This is a genomic window from Myxococcus sp. NMCA1 (assembly GCF_026810205.1).
Taxonomy (GTDB): domain Bacteria; phylum Myxococcota; class Myxococcia; order Myxococcales; family Myxococcaceae; genus Myxococcus; species Myxococcus xanthus_A.
Map to the genome: position 1 here is coordinate 9,167,342 of NZ_CP113950.1, position 17,869 is coordinate 9,185,210.

A 17,869-nucleotide genomic window follows, 5' to 3' on the forward strand; every position below is an offset into this window, starting at 1 on the left:
CCTTTTCACACGGGAAATGTCCCAGTTGTCCCGGCCCCCGTGTCCAAGGTGGCGAAGATGCCGCCAGGGTTGAGCGCCAGGGAGCTCCAGGACCTGTACGACCGGTATGCCCCTGGCATGTACCGGAGGGCCTTCGCCTTGCTTCAGCGGGAGGCGGACGCCTGGGACGCGGTGCAGGAGTCCTGCATCCGCGTCCTCCAATCCGCCGCCGCATTCCGGCGGGAGGCCCGGCCGATGACGTTCATCTACCGGGTGACGACCAACGTCTGCCTCAACATGCTCCGCACCCGGGCCCTGCGGGATGTCGCCCCGGAGGATGCCGGAAGCGAAGGCGCTGTGGACGCGCTCGCCGCCACCGAGTGCCGCGACTTCCTGATGAAGCTGGCGCGCGAGCTGGACGAGCGGGCCCTCACGGTGGCGACGCTGCACTACCTGGACGGGATGTCCCAGGAGGAGATTGCCCAGGCCCTGGGGCTCTCGCGGAAGACCATCGTCCGCGACGTCCAGCGCATTGGCGCCCTGGCCCGCGCGTTGGGCGAGCCCGAGGGGATTCGAAGAGGTGCTGGATGAGTGAACACCTGTCGGACCTCGTCTTGGACGAGGTGGTCGCGGGCGGCGCACAGCCGCCACACCTGACGCACTGCGCCACCTGCCGTGCGCGGCTGGAGCAACTGCGGACGCACGCGGAGGAGGTTCGGACCCGGGCGCACTTCTCCCGCGTCCGGGCCCACGTCCTGTCCGAGGCGGCGGCCCTCCCTCAGGAGCGCGCCACGCCGTGGTTCGCCCGGTGGATGCTCGTCCCCATCCTGGCCACGCTGGCGACGGTGGTGGTCGTCCGAGGCTCGATGACGGAGGTCCCCGAGACCACTCCCGCCGGCCCCGAGACGCCGCCTCCCCTCCTGGGCATGCGGGTGAAGGGACCTCCCCACGTAGAGCTGCTCCGGCTGAAGGACGGCGCGGTGAATCCCCTGCTCCAGGAGGGCGACGAGGTGGCGCTCCGACTCAGGAGCGGAGGCCAGCGCTATGCGCTGGTCGTCGTCATGGACGGCGGGAAACAGGTGGAGGCACTCTGGCCACAAGCGGGCCTGCAGAGCGGCGAGTTGGCCACCGCTCAGCCCGCCCCGTTGTTCCAGGTCACCCAGGGGGATTTCGTGGTGCACGCGCTGTATTCGGAGACACCGCTGCGGCTCGACACGGTTCGGGACTGGTTGAGCACGCTGCGTCCGGAGTGCCGCGCCGCGCCGATGTCCGCGGCCTGTCTGTCGCTCGCCAGCACCCCGCCGGGCGTGGCGCATGCGGCCGTGTCGCTCCAGGTAGAGGCCCGTCCATGACGCTCGCACTGCTCCTGGCGGCGGTGGTGGCGGCGCAACCCACGGCGGCGGACGCGGATGGAAATCCGCGCCGGTTCGCCCTGGCGGTGGGCAACAACCGGGGCTCCAGCGCGGACGCGGTGCTGCGTTACGCGGAGCGCGACGCGCGCACGGTGATGGACGTGTTGTACGAGGTGGGCGGCGTGCGGCGGGACGACGCAGTGCTCGTCCTGGGCCATGACGCGGACACGGTGCGCCAGGCGGTGGCCCGCTTCGAGCGCCACCTCCAAACACAGGCACGGAAGGGCGACCAGCTCTTCGTCTACGTCTCCAGCCACGCGGACGCGGGCGAGCTGCACCTGTCCGGCACGAACCTGCCCCTGCACGAGCTGGTGCGCTTCATCGAGCGCGCGCCCGTGAGCGTCGCGCTCCTCGTGGTGGACTCGTGTCAGTCCGGTGAGGCGGTGCGACTCAAGGGGCTGAAGCCCATCCCCGGCGTCCTGGTCAGCGTGGAGCGGCCGGAGCTGGCGGGACGGGTCATCATCACCGCCTCCGCCGCGGATGAAGCCGCGCAGGAGTCGGACGCGCTCGGAGGCTCCGTCTTCACGCACCACCTGGTCGCGGCGCTGCGAGGAGCAGCGGACGTCTCCGGGGATGGTCGCGTCACGCTCGCGGAGGCCTATACCTACTCCTACGCGCGGACGGTGGAGTCCTCGCTGATGTCCCGCGCGGGCGCGCAGCACCCCAGCTTCCACTTCGACCTCCAGGGAAAGGGAGACCTGGTCCTCTCCTCCCCCGCCCTGGCCACGTCGCTGTTGACGCTCGCCATCGACGAGCCCGGAGACTGGACCGTGTTCACGCTGGCGGGAGAGCCCTTCCTGGGCAACCTGCGCAAGGGCGCGGGCGCGGCCACGCTCGCACTCCCGGCGGGTGGCTACATCGTCACCACCCGCGGCGAACACTCCGCGATGACGGCGCGCGTGCAGGTGCCCGACGCCGGGCGCGCCCAGCTCACACGGGCCCAGCTCCGCCCTCAGCAGTTGGAGGTGAACGCGCTCAAGGGCGAGGCGTCTCCGGCGTGGCGGGTGCATGTGGGGCCCAGCATCGGCAAGCCGCTCGTCCCATCCTTCGGCGCCATGGTGGGTGGCACCGCCGCGCTCCACTACCAACGGACCGCGCCCTGGGCGAACCTGCTGACCGCTGGGGTGGACGTGCGGCATGGGCGGCACCCTTCCGGCAACCTCCGGCAGAACGACCACACGCTGCGGCTGGGCGTGGGACATGACGCACGCGTCTGGCGGAACCTGCGGCTTCACGGCGCGGTGGAGGTCGGCGCCACCCTGTCCCAGCAGTGGCAGCCCAGCAATGGGGAGAAGGCGCTCGCCCTGCAGCCCACCGTGGGCGCAGTGGGAGGTGCGTGGCTCCCTGTGTACGGAGCCTTCGGGATGTCGCTGCTCGTGAACGCGGGACACACCTGGGTGCGTGAGGAGGCGGGCACCGCGTCCGCGCTGTCGCTTGGGGGCAGTCTCGGAATCGGCTTCATGCGCTGAGTCCCAACTCAGAGGCTTCGCGTGTCCAAGGCATGACTCGCGAAATCCTCCGAGAGGTTTCTCATGCCCCCCCGCAGCACTCGCGTCCGCTGGGCGATCCCGTTGCTCTACCTGGCCCTGGGAACCGCCGCTTGTGACACCCTGAAGTCAGAGCCCAAACCTGGCCAGCCTCCGCCCATTGACGAAGAGGAACCGCCTCCCGAGCTGCGCGTCACGGTGCGGACCGAAGGGCCCGAATTCTGCCGGGAAGGACAGTGGACGCTCTCCGTCACCGTGGAAGGCGGCACGCCAGAGCGCGTGGAGCTCCTCACGAACGAGCAGGCGCCCATGACACTGGAGGCGCCGTACCGGCACGTCATCGACTGCGCCACGCACGCCGAGGGCCGCTTCTCGTTCCTGGCGAGAGCCGTGGGCGAGGAACAGAACTTCGAGGCGGAAGAGGCTTCCGTGGTGGCGGTGGACCGCACGGCGCCCACCATCGTCTCCCGTCGCCCGCTCCTCAGCCACCCGTCGGTGAGCGCTCCACTGGCGTTCGTCTTCTCGGAGCCGCTGCTCCCAGGCTCGATTCAAGCCTCGCCCACCCAACTGCGCGACCAGGACGGATTCTCCGTCGCCCATCAAGCGGTCCTCCGTGAGGACGGAACGGTCCTTGAGTTGGTGCCGTCGTCGCCGCTCCGCCCGCCCGTCACGCTCCATGCGGAGCTGCTCCAGCGGACACTGACCGACCGGGCTGGAAACCTGCTCGAACCCAACCTGACAGTCTACACCCGCACCCACAGCGCCACCTACTGGCCGTTCAGCCGCGTCACCGAGCATGAGGGCCCGCTCAACACCTACTATCCCGTGTCCCTCGCACTCGGAGGTGTCTTTCCCAGGACGATGCCCGTCGTCGGATTTGCCAATCTTTACTCACCGGAATCGGACGAGCCATCCGTCGCGCGGTGGGATGGCCATACATGGCAGCAACTCCCTCCGCTCCGAGCGGCGACTGAACGGACTCGGCCCGCCCAGAATCTTCAGGTTGCCGCGCACGGCGAATCCACGTCGCGACCTGGCTCGAGCGGGATGAAGAAACCGGGTTCGACCATATCCATGTGGTGCGCTACGTCGGGACGGACTGGGAACGCGTGGGGATGCCCCACGCCGTTGAATCCGACTCCACCCAGGTCAAGATGACGTTGGGCGAGTTTGGAAGGCCCGTCCTCGCAGTGGAGCGGCTCATCGACTTTCTCGAGACCGAGTTGCGCGTCATCCGTTGGACAGGCACGGAGTGGTTGGCCTTGGGGGACGCGCTCGGCGAGAACCCGGAGCGATTCAGCTCTTCGCAGCACGCAGCCATCGTCGCTGACTCGAAGGTGGTCGTGAGCTGGGTAGAGCGATCCGTCAGCGGCGACACCCTCAACCTCCACGTCCGCGTCTTTGAGGACGGAAGCTGGTCTCCCGTGGGCGAGCCCCTCCCCATCACGGAAGGCACACTCGTGGAGCGAGTCGAGCTCGCGCTTCAAGACTACGACCGCGTCGTCATCGCCTGGAGCGAGCGTCACACCAATGCAAACGTCAGCACCCTCCGGCTCACGTCCGCGGCCCTGGACTCCTGGCGAGCCGAGTGGGCCCCTATCGACCAAGTCGAGGTCTTGAGCAGCGTCAGCACCCATGACTCGCTCAGGCTGGTCGTCGATCGCGACAACGAGCCCTGGTTGGCCTGGAGCGAGCACACGCCGGCTTCTGACACCAAGAGCTACTACCGCAAGCGCCGCGCCACCGGCTGGGAGCCCAAGCAAATCATTTCAGGAGAGACGTTGTCAGGGTTCCTGCTTGATGGGAACGCATTCCCCTGGGCCTTGTCGGGCGGCGCCGTGGTTCGCCCACAGTAAGACGGCGAGCGGCGCCACCCTGGTGCCGCTCGCCATGCCTCACGCGCCCCGTGCTCAGCGCACCAGATGGAAGTCCGTCTGGCGCTTCCAGCCCCAGTGAACGCGGCCCTCGGCGTCGATGGTGATGTCCTCTTCCTGCGCCGAGCGTACCCGCTGGCCGTTCCACTCCGGCACCGCGGACGTGGCCTGCAGCTCGATGGAGTACCACTGGTTCGCAATCACCTTGTGGTCTCCATTGCCGGGCACGCCCTCCTGGCGGTCCCACAGGCCCACCATGGGGCCGGCGCCGTGGCCGTGCAGGCCAATGGGATGCGAGTACACGGTGCCGTCGATGCCCTCGGCGCGCATCCGCTCGAGGGAGGCGCGGAGGATGTCGTTGCCCGTGCGGCCGGGACGCAGCTCCTCGAAGACGATGTCCTGCAGCCGGTTGGACGTCTTCAGCGCGGCCTTCAGCCCTGCGGGGACGTCCTTCTCGCCCTCGCGCAGCACATAGCCCATGTGCTGGGTGTCCGTATTGAGGCCCAGCGCGGTGACGCCGTAGTCACAGTGCAGCACGTCGCCACGCTGGATGATGGGGTCGTCGCCCAGTTCCTGCTCCGTGACGCCCTGCCGCTGGATGTCCACCGAGGGCTGGAACCACGTCTCCAGGCCCAGGTCCGCCAGGCGCTGGCGCATCCACCACTCCACGTCACGGGTGGTGGTGACGCCCGGGGTGATGACCTGGTTGGAGAAGGCGGTCTCGATGATGTTCCACGCCAGCTTCGTCTGCGCCTCGTAGAAGCGGGCCTCGTCCGCGCTGCGCCAGGCGATGAAGTCCACCGCCAGCCCATCCACGGAGGTGAAGCGCTTCACCCAGTCCGGGCCGAGCGCCTCCGCCATGCCCTCGTATTCGCCATGGGTGAGGCCGTCCGCGAAGGCGAAGGTGCGCGACACGTTGAGGGCAATACGCTTCGGCTGGCGCTCCTCCACCACCTGCTTGAGCACCTGCCACTGCTCGGGGCCCCACAGCTCCGCCTCCCGATTCACACCGCCGCCGTCCACCTGCCGCTGCGCGCGGCGCGGCGTGTAGAGCCCTCCCTGCGAGCCACCTCCCAGCGCGAGCCGCTCCACGCCCTGCTCCGGACCTCGGTCGAAGAAGACGTAGATGGTCCGGCGGCGCGCGGCGAACGTCGTTGGCGAGACGAGCGCCTTGAAGACAGGGTCCTCGTTGTACTCGCGCATGGGGATGACCCACATGTCCACGCCGTGCTGGCGCATGAGCTGGGGCAGGGCCTTCTCCACGCGCTCGGCCAGCCATGCCTGCTGGCGCTTCGCCTGCTCACGCAGGGTGCCAAAGGGACGCTCGGGTGCCGGGGACTTCGCCTCGGCGGTGGTGGCGTCCGGTGCCTGTGCCTTCGGAGAGACGGTGGCGCAGGAAGTGGAGAGCAGCAACGGGGCAAGCAACAGGGTCCGAGTGCGCATGGCCGCGCAGTCTGTCACGCACCGGCACGCGGCGCGCGCGGAGTCCGCACGCCGTCAGCGGCTCACGCCCCGAGAGGCCCGCGACTCCGGAACGCAGGGAGCAGCCGTGAAATCGCCGGAGTCAGGGCACGCCCGCACAGGCCGCGCCATCCACGCCGCACACAGCGAGCAGACGGGCTTCGTCGATGGATTGCAGGCAACCGCTCGCGGTGACCGCGTCGAGTTCATCGATGCGCACGCGCATGCACTGCACGCAGCCCGCCTTCGCACCACTTTCGGTTCGCGACAGGTCCGGCTCCACCGCCGCGTAGGCCGCGATGCGGTCAGCCTCACACTGCTCGCGTGACACCGTCAGGGTTCCGCACTGTTCCTCATACGCGCACGCGGATGCCGCCACGCGCTCCGACCAGCCAGCGTAGGAGCGCTGCGGCGCCTCCGAGCCACCACACGCCACGAGCCACACGCACACCACCAGCGACGCCTTCCACGGGTTCATGCCCCCATCTCACCCGGCGCTAGCGCTGGAGTCACCCTCAACGCCTGCCTGCCCGTCCGCCCCCCAGCGACATCGAGCCTCGCCGCGCTCGCCCACACACAGCGAGGCCCGCGAGACGCGCGTCACTCGACCTGCCCGGCCACGGAGAGTTCCATCACGGCCTCGGCGCCTCCCATCTCTCGCGCAGCACACGGCACCACGCCACAAGCATCAGGGACATAGCGCTCGCTCTCGGACAGCATGCCCGCCGCCTCGTTGCCACCGCCCATCACCAGCACCGCGCCATCTCCCAGCGCCAGGGCGCCCAGCTTCTCGCGCGGCTCGTCCAACGCGGGCGCGGAAGACCACGTCTCCGTCTTCAAATCGAAGCGCTCCACCGACGCGAGCGCCCCCGTCGTGTAGTGCTCGCCGCCCATCATCAGCACCGCGCCATCCGGCAGCACCACCGTCGCATGATGCTCACGAGGCACCTTGGGCGCGCCCACCAGCGTCCACACACCCGTCTCCGGCGAATACACCTCCGCCGTGGCCGCCGCGCGGGCCGTGGTTCCACCCACCACCAACACGCGCCCATCCGGAAGCAACGTCACCGAGTGCGCCAACCGGTGCGTGCCCGCCGCCCCACCGGTGAGTCCCGCCTTCTCCCAGAGTCCCGTCACCGGGTCATACAGCTCCGCCTGCAGGCCACTCACGAACAGGGCCTTGCCGTTGGCCAGCACCACCGCCGTCTGGGCCCCACCCCGTGAGAAGCCCGGAGGCGACGCGGCGCTCCACATCCCCTTCGCAGGATCGAACAACTCCGCCGAACGCAGCGGCCGCTGGTCCACATCCGTCCCACCCGCCACCAACACGCGCCCATCCGCCAGCAGCACCGCGGCCGGGTCATTGCGCGCCACGCCCATGGGGCGCACCTCCGTCCACGTCCCGGTGTCCGGCGCATACACCTCCGCGTCCGCAAGCGCGCCCATCGCCAAGCCGTTGGAGCCGCCCATCACCAGCACTCGGCCGTCCGTCAGCCGCACCGCGGCGTGGTTGCGTCGGCGTGTGTGCATGGCCCCCGTCTCACGCCAGCGGCCCGTCTCCGGCTCGAACACCTCGCAGCTGCCCAGCGTTCGGCTCCCGTCATGCCCGCCCGAGGCCAACACACGCCCGCTCTCCATCACCACGAAGGGCAGGAGCTTGCGGGGTGTGGACAAGAACAGGCCCTGCTCCGCCGCCCCGTTCCCCCCGTCCTCCGCGCGTGGACCCGCGCTGCAAGCGAACGAGACAGCGAAGAGAATGACCGTGACACATGATGCCGAAAACCGTTGCATGACCCCACCTGGAATGCCCGTCGAAGCAGTCATGTCTAGACTGACCGTCTGACATTCCAGGGCGGTCCAACCTGAGTGATTCCCGACGCTTACCCGGCCCCCAGCGCCTGTCCGGCGACCTGTCTAGAGCGGGCCGGAGCGAGCGTGCAACGCCTTGCGTCACTCGTTTTCTCGCGGCTCAAGACTCCACGTCGACATTCACGGGCTCGCGCTCCAGTCCGTTGGAATGGCGAGGTGGGAGCGCGCCGCCGTCGTCATCCACCTCCAGCGTGAGGAGCGGATGGTCCGCGTTGACCAGGTAGACGTCGTGGCCGCGGATGAAGTCCACGTCGGAGAACTCCACCAGGTAGTCGCGCCGGGGAATGGGCACCAGCCCCTGCTCCAGTTCGAAGTGCGTGTCCCCGATGCCCGCCACGCGCCCGATGACATGGCCTGTCGCCGTCCGCACGGTCATGCCTTCGTGTACGTCGTCTGTCCGAATCATTCCGGCCTCCTCGCGCTCGGGTGCCCGGCCCGTCCGGGACTCCCAGACAACAGTGCGAGCGGGCATGACGGGACGCACCTGCAACGGTGCACGCGGTGGAGCGCTCGCGACGACGGCCCGCCGCTCCACCACCGCGCGAACGCGGGGGCCGCCGGGCCTCATGTCCTGCCAGGAGAACGCGAGGCGCCAGGCCGCCAGCCCTGGCGTACTCCGGGCAGGCGTCGAGGCCACATGGACATGTGCGTGCCTAACGTTCCAGGCAGGAGGTGCACCATGTTGCTGGAACTGTCCGCCGTGGAGGCGCGCGAGATGAAGCAGGCGCTGGACACAGCGCTGCTCGCGCTCTTGGAAGAGATGGCCCATGCGGACCCGCGCGCCCATCGCGACCTGCTGCGCGAGCGATATGAGCGGCTGGACCAACTCAACCGCCGGCTCGACATGAGCCTGGAGGGAGAACAGGTCTACGCCTGAGGCCCGCTACAGGGCCCGGCCCGACTTCGCATCGAAGCGCCGCGGCTTCGCCGCGTCATACCGCAGCCACACCGGAGCGCCCGTGGGCACACGGAAGTCCCCGGCGGCGCGCGCCACCATGCGCTCCCCGGCCACGTCCACCGTCACCCAACTCTCCGCGCCCATGAGTTCCACCAGGTACACGCGGCCCTCCAGCGCGTCCAGTGGCGGCGTGCCCTGCCCCACCTCCAGGTGCTCGGGGCGCAGCCCCAACACCACGTCCGCGTCCGGCAGCCCCAGCGTCCGGGGCCTCACCAGGTTGATGCGCGGCGCGCCGAAGAAGCCCGCCACGAACAGGTTCGCCGGTGCGTCGTACAGCTCGCGCGGCGGGGCCACCTGCAGCACCTCGCCCTGGTTCATCACCACCACGCGGTCCGACAGCGTCATCGCCTCCGCCTGGTCATGGGTGACGTAGACGAAGGTGGCCTTGAGCTGCTCGTGCAGCTTCTTGATTTCCCCCCGCATCTGCGTGCGCAACGCCGCGTCCAGGTTGGACAGCGGCTCGTCGAAGAGGAACACCTTGGGGCGGCGGACCAGGGCGCGCCCCAATGCCACGCGCTGCCGCTGGCCTCCCGACAGCTCCTTCGGCCTGCGCGACAGCAGGCCCTCCAGCCCCAGCAGCGAAGCCACCTCGCGCACGCGCGCGTCGATGTCCTCCTTCGCCATCCCCGCCACCTTCAGCGGGAAGGCGAGGTTCCGCGCCACGTCCAGGTGCGGGTAGAGCGCGTAGCTCTGGAACACCATGGCGATGTCCCGCTCCCGCGGTGACATGTCATTCACCACCGCGCCGTCGATGCGCAGCGTGCCGCCCGACATCTCCTCCAGCCCGGCGATAAGGTTCAGCGTCGTGGACTTGCCGCAGCCCGACGGGCCCACCAGCGAGATGAACTCGCCGTCCGCGATGTCCAGGCTCACGCCCTTCACCGCGACCACGCCGCCCCGGTACACCTTGCGCACGTCCTCCAGGGACACCGTCGCCAAACGCCTTGCCTCCCGGGCGCCCGGCCTCTGGACGCCCCATGTGTCATTCCGTCTCACCCACGGGGCCTCGAAGCATCGCGCCATCCGCTCCCAGGGCAAGCCCCGTGGCGAGAGGCCGCCCCGCCTCTGACCGCCATTCCACACCGGGATGGAAGCCGGGCGGCCGGGCGCCCCTTCCCCACGCCAGGCAGCCGCTTCTTGGAGGCGGAAGGCGGCGGACGCGCACTATGTTCGCGCGGCCATGAGTCCCTCGAGCCCACCGTCCTCCCGCAAGCTGGCCATCGAAGTGCGGGACCTCCACAAGTCCTTCGGAGACCAGCACGCGCTGCGTGGGGTGAATCTGGAAGTGCCAGAGGGCACCACCTGTGTGCTGATGGGCGTGTCCGGGTCGGGCAAGACAGTGCTGATGAAGCACATCATGGGCCTCTTGCGGCCGGACCGGGGCACCGTCCAGGTGGATGGCGAGGACATCGCGCGGATGAACGAGGCCGCGCTGGACCAGATGCGCCGCAAGCAGGGCATCCTCTTCCAGGCGAACGCCCTCTTCGACTCGCTCACCGTGTTCGACAACGTGGCCTTCCCCCTGCGCGAGCGCACCCGCATGCCCGAGGCGGAAATCGCCGAGACGGTGAACAAGACGCTGGAGCGCGTGGGCCTGTCGCATGCGACGCAGCGCTTCCCCGGCGAGCTGTCCGGCGGCATGCAGAAGCGCGTGGGCTTCGCGCGCGCCACCATCCTCCAGCCGAAGATTCTCCTCTACGACGACCCCACCGCCGGACTGGATCCGCTCACCACCGCGGCGGTGAATGAAATCATCACCAGCGGCAAGCAGCAGCTCGGCGCCACCTCGCTGGTGATTACGCCGGACGTGGCCTCCGCCTTCGGCATGGCGGACCACCTGGCCCTGATGCACGAAGGCCGCATCGTGGAGTACGGCCCGCCAGACGCATTTCGCGAATCGCAGCACCCCGCGGTGAAAGCCTTCCTCCGCAACTGGCTCCAGCGTCGCGCGCAGAGCCGTCGCGCGGCCCAGGCCTGAGACGACACACGTTCGGAACGCGCGTTGCACACAATCCGGTCCGCCGCGCGAGTGCGGCCCGACGACCACGATGAGTCTCCCATCTCCTTCGCCCCACGCGGCAGCACGAACACGGCGCGGCCGGCTGGCCACCCTCGCCGTGCTCATGTCGTGCAGCACGCCCACGCCGCCGCCAGCGCCTCCACGCGTGGTGCTCTGGGCCTGGGAGCGGCCGGAGGACCTCCGCTTCCTCGCGACGACGGAGCGCCCGGTCAGCGTGGCCTTCCTGCTGGCCACGCTCGCGCTCACGGAGACGGAGGTGCGCGAACACCCGCGCAGGCAGCCGCTCCACGTTCCGCCCGGGACACCCTTGAGGGCCACGGTGCGGATGGAAGCCCAGCCGGGCGCGTCGCTCGCGAAGTACCCGCCCGAAAGACTGCACGCGCTGGCGGACCGGCTCGCCACGCTGGCGCGCCTTCCGGAGCTGACGGCGCTCCAGATTGACTTCGATGCCCGCGCGTCCGAATACGACGCCTACGTCGCGCTGCTCCAGGCGCTCCGTCAGAAGCTGCCCCCATCGATGGCGCTGTCCATCACCGGCCTCGCCTCATGGTGCACGCCCGGAAGCTGGCTGACGCACGCGCCCGTGGACGAGGTGGTGCCCCAGCTCTTCCGTATGGGCCCGGAAGCCCCCACGTGGCGGGCCCGCTTCGCGCGCGGACTGCCCGCCCCATGCCGGGGCAGCGTGGGGCTCGCGCTCGATGAGTGGCAGCCCGTGCCCCCTGGCGTCTCCACCCTCTACGTCTTCAACCCCCGGCCCTGGACGCCCGAGGCGTTCGCGCGCGCGGTGGCGGAGCTCCATCCATGAAGAAGCTACTCATCACCGTCACCAGCGGCCTTGCGTTCCTGCTCACCCCCACCGAAGCGCGGGCGTGTGCCTACGATTCCGCCGGGCCCGTGTTCGTCACCAGCAGCCATCCCGACTGGCCTCTCTCCACCTTCGCGGCCGGGCGGCTGGGCGTGGTGCACGGCTCGATGCGCACCGCCTACCTCGCGTTCGCCTACCGGACGATGATGGGCATTCCCACCACGCCCGAGGAGCAACAGCCCCTGGTGACGCGCTGGGAGCTCATGCACCAGGCGTTGCCGGAACACCTCTCCCTGACACCTGGATTCCAGCGCTGGCTGGCGGTACGGAAGCAGGTGGCGCCTCAGCTCCCGGAAGCCTCGCCCGAGCATTCCCGGCAGGTGAAATACGCACAGGTCCCCCGCATCCAGGGTGACGCGTTTCAGCGCGCCGCGAACACCGCCACCGACCTGGCCCAGGCGTGGAAGAAGCACCCCGCGCTGGTGGAGGAGTGGGTGCGCAACCAGGACACCGTCTTCGGCCCGTGCGCCATCCTGCCGGAGCCCGACCCGCGGCTGGATGAAGGCGTGAGCGCGCAGCACCAGGCCCGCCGGCGGGACGAGCGCGCCTACCAGGAGGCGGCCTCGCGCTTCTACTGCGACGACTATCCCGGCGCCCTGTCCTCGTTCCAGAAGCTCGCTGCGTCGAAGGAATCGCCCTACCGGGCGCTCGCCGCCTACCTCGTGGCGCGCACCCACGTCCGGCAGGCGCTGATGGAAAAGAAGGGTGAGTATCACTTCGAGTCGCGGGAAGACGCCGTCTTCCTCTCGCGGCTGAGCGAGGCGGACCGGGTGCTCGATGGCGTGCTCGCCTCCCAGGAGCTGCGGAGCGTCCATGCGCCCGCGCGCGGCTTGCGGAGCCTGGTGCGCTACCGGCTGCGACCCAAGACCTGGCACTGCGAGCTGCTGTCGCACGTGCTCGAACCCGGGACGGGAACCGCCCTCGCCGCGGAGCTGGGCGACCTCGACCTGATGTCGCGGGAAGCGAGCACCTGCGAGGGCCTCCCCGCGCCCGCCGAGGCGCTCCAGGCGTGGCTCCACGCCATGAAGGACACGCCCTACAGCACGGCGCCCGATGCGGAGCGCCGCGCGCAATACGACGGAGCCCTGGCCCGCTGGAAGAAGACGGCGCACATGCCGTGGCTCGTCGCCGCGCTGCGCAAGGCGACGCCGGACGCTCCGGGCGTGCCGGAGCTGCTCGCCGCATCCGCGAAGGTCGCGCCCACGTCTCCCGCCGGCCTGACGGTGGCGTACCATGCCGCGCGGCTCTTGCATGGCCGAGGCGAGGTGGAGGCGGCGCGGGCGCGGCTCGCGACGGTGCCCGCCGAGCTGACCCGGGACCTTCCCTCCACGGACAACCTGCTGCGCGAGGAGCGGCTCGCGGTGGCCAGAGACCTGGACGAGGCCATGCGGGAAGCCGTCAACATCATCGCCGACTATGAAATGAGCAGCAGCTACTCCGAGCCCTACACCACGCCGCTGGCCGAACGGCCCCGGCTCTTCAGCCCGCGCGCAGTGGCCATGCTGGAGCCCCGGCTGACAGCGAAGCGCATGGGTGAGCTGGCTGCGGGGGACACCCTGCCTCCGCCCCTCCGGCGCCAGCTCATGTGGACCGCCTTCGCGCGCGCCACCGTCGCGGGTGACGGCGCGACGATTCAGGCCGTGGCGAAGCGCCTGGCGGAGACGGAGCCCAAGGCCAAGGCGGAGCTGCTGGCGCTCGCCAACAAGCCCACGCCCGAGGAGCGTCAATTCGAGGCCCAGCTGCTCCTCATGGGACTGCCCGCCGTCTCCGCGCGGCTCCACTCGGGCGAGGACCGGCTGGCGAACACGCATCCGAACCTCAGCCTCACCATGGACATGTCCTACCAGCGCAATTGGTGGTGCGGCCCGAAGCCGGACGCGAGCGTGCCCGCCGTGCACTTCGAGGACACGCCCGACGCACCGGACGCGGCGCGGGAGTGGAAGGCCCTCCAGGACGCGGGCAACTCGGTGCCCTACTTCGCCCGCGTCGCCATGGCCTGGGCCCGGGCCCACCCGGATGACCCGCGCTCGCCCATCGCCCTGTTCCGCGCGGTCCGCGCCAGCAAGCGCGGCTGCGGACAGGCCACGCGCGAGGCACGGGATGCCTTCCGGTATCTCCACAAGCACTACGGCAAGACGAGCTGGGCGAAGCGCACGCCCTACGTGTACTGACGGCCCGCCTACAGCACGCTCTGGGTGGCCTGGCGGATGCGTTCGGGATGTGGGGGGACTGTCTGGACCATCTTCTCAGTCACTGAGCTGTTGTGCGTTTGCGTTCGAATGGCACGCGTGGTGTAGCCTCCCGGACAACGGGAGTACGCGTGTCCATGCAAACACAAGGCAGCAAGGTTCTTCGTACGGTGACGGTGGTCCTCGCGGTCCTCCTGCTGGGTTTCGTGGTGGCGACGGCGGCTGGAACCTTCTTCGGTGGGACCAAGATCCGCCCGCTGTTCGGCATGCCGGAGGGCGGCCCGCCGGCTCTCGATGACGGTGACGCGGCGCCCCCGGCCACGCCGTGATGAGCCTGGAGGTCCTAGGCGGGGGGGCCGCGATTTCCTTCGGGGTGCTCGCGTGTGTCTTCTGGCCCTTGGAGAAGGCCTGGGCCGCGCGCCCCGGCCAGCCGCTGCTGCGTCCTGCCTTCCGCACCGACCTCGCCTACTTCGTCGCGCAGTACCTGGTGCTCGCGCCACTGGCGCTGCTCGTGCTGAGCCGCGTGAAGGCGCTCTGCCATGTGGACGTCCTGACCGGGTTCCAGGCCGCCGTGGCACGCCAGCCCTGGTGGCTCCAGGCGATGGAAGCGGTGGTGCTCTGCGACCTGCTCGTCTACGGCTTCCACCGCCTGTCCCACCAGGTGGGCTTCCTCTGGCGCTTCCACGCCGTCCACCACTCCGCCGAGCACCTCGACTGGCTCGCCGCGCACCGCGAGCACCCCGTGGACGGACTGCTCACGCAGTTGGTGGTGAACCTTCCCGCGTTGATGATGGGCTTTCCGCTCGAGACGCTGGCGATGCTCATCGCCTTCCGCGGGATGTGGGCCATCTTCATCCACTCCAACGTCCGGCTGCCGCTGGGGCCGTTGGGCTTCCTCTTCGGCGCACCGGAGCTGCACCACTGGCACCACGCGCGCGAACGGCACACGCGGCACAACTTCGGCAACCTCGCGCCGTGGACGGACTGGCTCTTCGGCACCTACCACCGGCCCACTGGGCCCGAGCAGTATCCGCTCGGGCTCGTGGAGCCGTTTCCCCGGCGCTTCTGGGCCCAGCTCTTCTCGCCCGTGGCGCGGGCGACTGACAGCAGGAATACGCAACGCTGAGCAGGAATTTCGTTCCCGCTGACGGCAATCCGTCACCCCGCCCTGGAGGTCCGCGTCTCTGATTGCGCGTCCAGGAACGTCCCCAAGGTGGCATTGACGAGCGCGGGCTCCTCCACGGTGGAGGAGTGCCCTCCGCGCGGCAGTGTCACCAGGCGTGAGCCGGGGATGAGCCGGTGCAAGCGCTGCGCCTTGGCGGGGACAGTGGCCGTGTCCTCGGCGCCGACGACGACGAGCGTGGGCACGCGGATGTGTGGGATTTCGTGGGCCACGCCGCGCCGTTCGATGACGCCGTTGACGGCGCGCCAGATGTCGCGGCGGTTCTCCATGAGGCGCGTGCGCCAGCGGCTGCGCTCCTCGGCCCGATTGGGGTCCGTCATGAAGCTGCGGCCGAACATGATGCGCATCACCGGGTCCGCCACCGGGCGCAGGCCCGCCAGGCGCGCGGTGAGGTTGAGCAGCGTGTAGCGCGGCACGTTGTGAAGGGGCTCCGGGTCGGCGGACGTCTCCATCAGCACCAGCGAGCGCAGCAGGTCCGGCCGCCGCGCGGCGATGCGCATGCCGACGAAGCCGCCCATGGACAGGCCCACGAAGTGACAGGGCCCCACGCCCAGCCGCTCGATGAGTGCCACCGCGTCCAGGTACACCGTCTCCATGTCGATGACGCGCGCCGGAGGCACGGCGCTCTGGCCCTGGCCCCGGTGGTCATAGGCGATGCAGCGGTAACGTCCGCTCAGCGCTTCCACCTGCGGATCGAAGAGGCGGCAACTCCACAGCAGGCCGTGGCTGAAGACGACGGGCACGCCCGTGCCACCCGAGTCCTCGTAGTACAGCTCCGTTCTGTTGACGGTCAGCATCGGCATGCGCGGCACCCTCCCCGGCTGGCGAGGATAGGCGAGCGACTCGCACGAACGGGTACGCCCCTTCGCGGAGCCGTTGGCCGGATGACGTCCCGCGGCCCTCGGGGCCGACGCTGATGATTACCAGAGGCCTTTGGCTTGAAGCAGCTCGCCCACGCGGCGGGGCTCGGCGCGCCAGGCGGTGAAGAAGTCCCCGGCGGCGTCGGGGGACAGGTTCTCCCAGATGAGGCGGCCGGTGTCCTCCTCGCGGCGGCAGCGCACGAAGGTGGAGCGCACCTGCTCGGGCGAGTCGAAGGTGAGGCTGTCGAGCAGCTCTGGGCTTTGGCTGGTGAGCAGGGCCTGCCGGGGTTCGAGCTGCTCGAGGATGGCGCGGACCTGCCGGGGGTGGAAGGCGTGCGCGACCTCGTCCGCGATGACGACGGCGCGGGCGTGGGCCAGATAGTGGAGGAAGGCCACCAGGCGCTTCTGACCGTAGCCGAGCTGACGGGCGGAGATGCGCTGGCCGGCGGCGGTGACGAAGCAGAGGTCCAGGTTGCCCAGGGACAGCGTTTCGTATTTGCCCTGGGGTTGGGTCTCCAGCGGGGACAGGAGCGCCTCCGCGGACGCGAAGCCGAGGAGCCGGGCGGCGTCACGGAGGAAGGGGACGTTCTCCGAGGACAGCACATAGCGGGCGGCGCCCCACTGCGCGGCGGCGACCTTGCGCAGGCCGTCGAGCAGGTCCTCCGAGGCCACGCCCGTGCCCGTGGCGAGCACGCCCTCCGCGCGACGGGAGAGCCGCAGCTCGGCGCGCCAGAGCTGGTCGAAGTGGGCGAGCCCCTCGTCGAAGCGGCGGAGATCGGCCTGCGCGGAGACTTCCCGCGCCATGGCCAGCATCGGCTCGACGGCGGCGGTGCCCTCGCCCGTCTTCTCCACCCAGGCGATGCCGCCCGTCATCAGGACGAGCCAGAGCCGGCCCCCGACTTCGGGAGCGATGCGCTCATGCACGACATCGGTGGTGTCGTCCTCACGGGAGACGCGGAGCTGCTGGCCCTCGCGGTGGATGACCAGCGGCCAGGCCATGTCGCGCGGGGCCACGGTGATGTCCATGGAAAGGCCGCTCGTGCCTTCCGCGCCCGAGGGCACGTTGCGCACGCGCACGGTGATGCGGCCGGTATCCGCGGCCAGTGCATATTCGAGGTCGAACGCCTCATGTCGCAGCGGCGTGAAGTCCGAGCTGACGACGGCGGCGGCGAGGTCCAGCAGCATGGACTTCCCGGTGCCGTTCTCCCCGAGCAGCACGTTGAGGGACGGGCTGAAGAGCAACCGCGTCCCGGACTTCACCGTGCGGAACTGGTGAACCTGGAGCCACTGGAGCTTGAGCATCAGCCTGGAGACTGGCGCCCGGGGCGCTTCAGCGTCAACTCGCGCCGCACGGCGGCACGTCCTCCTGGGAGCCCCAGATGTGCCGGCGCTCGTCCACCCACGCGAACACCTTTCTGGAAAAGGCCGAGTGACTGAGTCCGCTCCGACCCCGGAATGTCCACACCGAAAAAGCCACAAATTCCAACAAGGTCATATAAAAACGATAAAGCTGAAATCACAGACCCAGTCCATCACGAACTGACACCGCGCTACTGGAGCGCCGAAGAAAGCACATGAAAGAAGTCGACCTGCAAATCCCTCACGAAACACATGTTTCAACACATCCGCCCGCGAGAGTGCGCGCCCTGGCACAAACAAGTGTCGCGGCCTCTCCCCGTAGGCAATGGGCGCGGGGCTGGCTGGCCACCCTG

General features: G+C 69.6%; 18 protein-coding genes. 11 read left to right on the plus strand and 7 right to left on the minus strand.

The genetic code is table 11. The features are described 5' to 3' along the window. Positions 1 to 39 precede the first annotated feature (39 nt). From OZ403_RS38015 to OZ403_RS38035, 5 genes are all read left to right on the plus strand, one after another. Entirely contained in the window at positions 40 to 570 is a 531-nt protein-coding gene (locus OZ403_RS38015; RefSeq protein WP_140796063.1) for an RNA polymerase sigma factor, read from the plus strand. Continuing rightward, complete coding sequence (locus OZ403_RS38020) at positions 567 to 1,331, plus strand: hypothetical protein (RefSeq protein ID WP_268783056.1); 765 nt, start codon at positions 567 to 569, stop codon at positions 1,329 to 1,331. Before OZ403_RS38015 ends, OZ403_RS38020 begins: the two co-directional genes overlap by 4 nt. Next, positions 1,328 to 2,860, plus strand: a complete 1,533-nt coding sequence (locus OZ403_RS38025) for a caspase family protein (RefSeq protein ID WP_268783057.1) — start codon at positions 1,328 to 1,330, stop codon at positions 2,858 to 2,860. Before OZ403_RS38020 ends, OZ403_RS38025 begins: the two co-directional genes overlap by 4 nt. A gap of 63 nt (positions 2,861 to 2,923) precedes the next feature. Then, positions 2,924 to 4,036, plus strand: a complete 1,113-nt coding sequence (locus OZ403_RS38030; protein ID WP_268783058.1) for an Ig-like domain-containing protein — start codon at positions 2,924 to 2,926, stop codon at positions 4,034 to 4,036. Next, entirely contained in the window at positions 3,994 to 4,734 is a 741-nt protein-coding gene (locus tag OZ403_RS38035) for a hypothetical protein (protein WP_268783059.1), read from the plus strand. Before OZ403_RS38030 ends, OZ403_RS38035 begins: the two co-directional genes overlap by 43 nt. 54 nt (positions 4,735 to 4,788) lie before the next feature. Here OZ403_RS38035 and OZ403_RS38040 read toward each other — a convergent pair whose 3' ends face one another. From OZ403_RS38040 to OZ403_RS38055, 4 genes are all read right to left on the minus strand, one after another. Beyond that, positions 4,789 to 6,195 (minus strand): M24 family metallopeptidase, encoded by a 1,407-nt coding sequence (locus tag OZ403_RS38040; RefSeq protein ID WP_140796066.1) that lies wholly within the window; start codon positions 6,193 to 6,195, stop codon positions 4,789 to 4,791. A gap of 121 nt (positions 6,196 to 6,316) precedes the next feature. Further along, on the minus strand, positions 6,317 to 6,691 hold the full coding sequence (locus OZ403_RS38045; protein ID WP_140796067.1) for a hypothetical protein: 375 nt from the start codon (positions 6,689 to 6,691) through the stop codon (positions 6,317 to 6,319). 122 nt (positions 6,692 to 6,813) lie between these two features. Continuing rightward, positions 6,814 to 7,887 carry a Kelch repeat-containing protein gene (locus tag OZ403_RS38050; RefSeq protein WP_237077840.1) on the minus strand — a complete coding sequence of 358 codons (1,074 nt, stop codon included), beginning with the start codon at positions 7,885 to 7,887 and terminating at the stop codon, positions 6,814 to 6,816. A gap of 295 nt (positions 7,888 to 8,182) precedes the next feature. Next, positions 8,183 to 8,488 carry a DUF2171 domain-containing protein gene (locus OZ403_RS38055; RefSeq protein WP_140796069.1) on the minus strand — a complete coding sequence of 102 codons (306 nt, stop codon included), beginning with the start codon at positions 8,486 to 8,488 and terminating at the stop codon, positions 8,183 to 8,185. Positions 8,489 to 8,761: 273 nt separating this feature from the next. Between OZ403_RS38055 and OZ403_RS38060 the strand changes: the two genes are divergently transcribed. Continuing rightward, complete coding sequence (locus OZ403_RS38060; RefSeq protein ID WP_140796070.1) at positions 8,762 to 8,959, plus strand: hypothetical protein; 198 nt, start codon at positions 8,762 to 8,764, stop codon at positions 8,957 to 8,959. 6 nt (positions 8,960 to 8,965) lie between these two features. On the opposite strand, the gene OZ403_RS38065 is transcribed toward OZ403_RS38060, so the two are convergent. Then, positions 8,966 to 9,979 carry an ABC transporter ATP-binding protein gene (locus OZ403_RS38065; protein ID WP_268783060.1) on the minus strand — a complete coding sequence of 338 codons (1,014 nt, stop codon included), beginning with the start codon at positions 9,977 to 9,979 and terminating at the stop codon, positions 8,966 to 8,968. 241 nt (positions 9,980 to 10,220) lie between these two features. On the opposite strand from OZ403_RS38065, the gene OZ403_RS38070 reads away from it, so the two are divergent. The 5 genes from OZ403_RS38070 (at position 10,221) to OZ403_RS38090 (ending at position 15,240) form a co-directional block, all read left to right on the plus strand. Beyond that, a complete protein-coding gene (locus OZ403_RS38070; RefSeq protein WP_140796072.1) occupies positions 10,221 to 11,018 on the plus strand; it encodes an ABC transporter ATP-binding protein in 798 nt (265 codons plus the stop codon). Positions 11,019 to 11,088: 70 nt separating this feature from the next. After that, a complete protein-coding gene (locus OZ403_RS38075) occupies positions 11,089 to 11,865 on the plus strand; it encodes a DUF3142 domain-containing protein (protein ID WP_140877991.1) in 777 nt (258 codons plus the stop codon). Next, entirely contained in the window at positions 11,862 to 14,096 is a 2,235-nt protein-coding gene (locus OZ403_RS38080) for a hypothetical protein (protein WP_268783061.1), read from the plus strand. The genes OZ403_RS38075 and OZ403_RS38080 overlap by 4 nt, the downstream gene beginning before the upstream one ends. Positions 14,097 to 14,251: 155 nt before the next feature. Continuing rightward, positions 14,252 to 14,443, plus strand: a complete 192-nt coding sequence (locus OZ403_RS38085; RefSeq protein WP_140796075.1) for a hypothetical protein — start codon at positions 14,252 to 14,254, stop codon at positions 14,441 to 14,443. Continuing rightward, on the plus strand, positions 14,443 to 15,240 hold the full coding sequence (locus tag OZ403_RS38090) for a sterol desaturase family protein (protein ID WP_268783062.1): 798 nt from the start codon (positions 14,443 to 14,445) through the stop codon (positions 15,238 to 15,240). Before OZ403_RS38085 ends, OZ403_RS38090 begins: the two co-directional genes overlap by 1 nt. A gap of 32 nt (positions 15,241 to 15,272) precedes the next feature. Here OZ403_RS38090 and OZ403_RS38095 read toward each other — a convergent pair whose 3' ends face one another. Together OZ403_RS38095 and OZ403_RS38100 are read right to left on the minus strand one after the other, a co-directional pair. Then, positions 15,273 to 16,100, minus strand: coding sequence for an alpha/beta fold hydrolase (locus tag OZ403_RS38095; RefSeq protein WP_140796077.1), 828 nt, complete (start codon positions 16,098 to 16,100; stop codon positions 15,273 to 15,275). Positions 16,101 to 16,217: 117 nt separating this feature from the next. Then, the gene (locus tag OZ403_RS38100; RefSeq protein ID WP_268783063.1) at positions 16,218 to 17,459 is read right to left on the minus strand and encodes an AAA family ATPase; all 1,242 of its coding nucleotides are present in this window, start codon (positions 17,457 to 17,459) and stop codon (positions 16,218 to 16,220) included. Between the last annotated feature and the right edge of the window lie 410 nt (positions 17,460 to 17,869).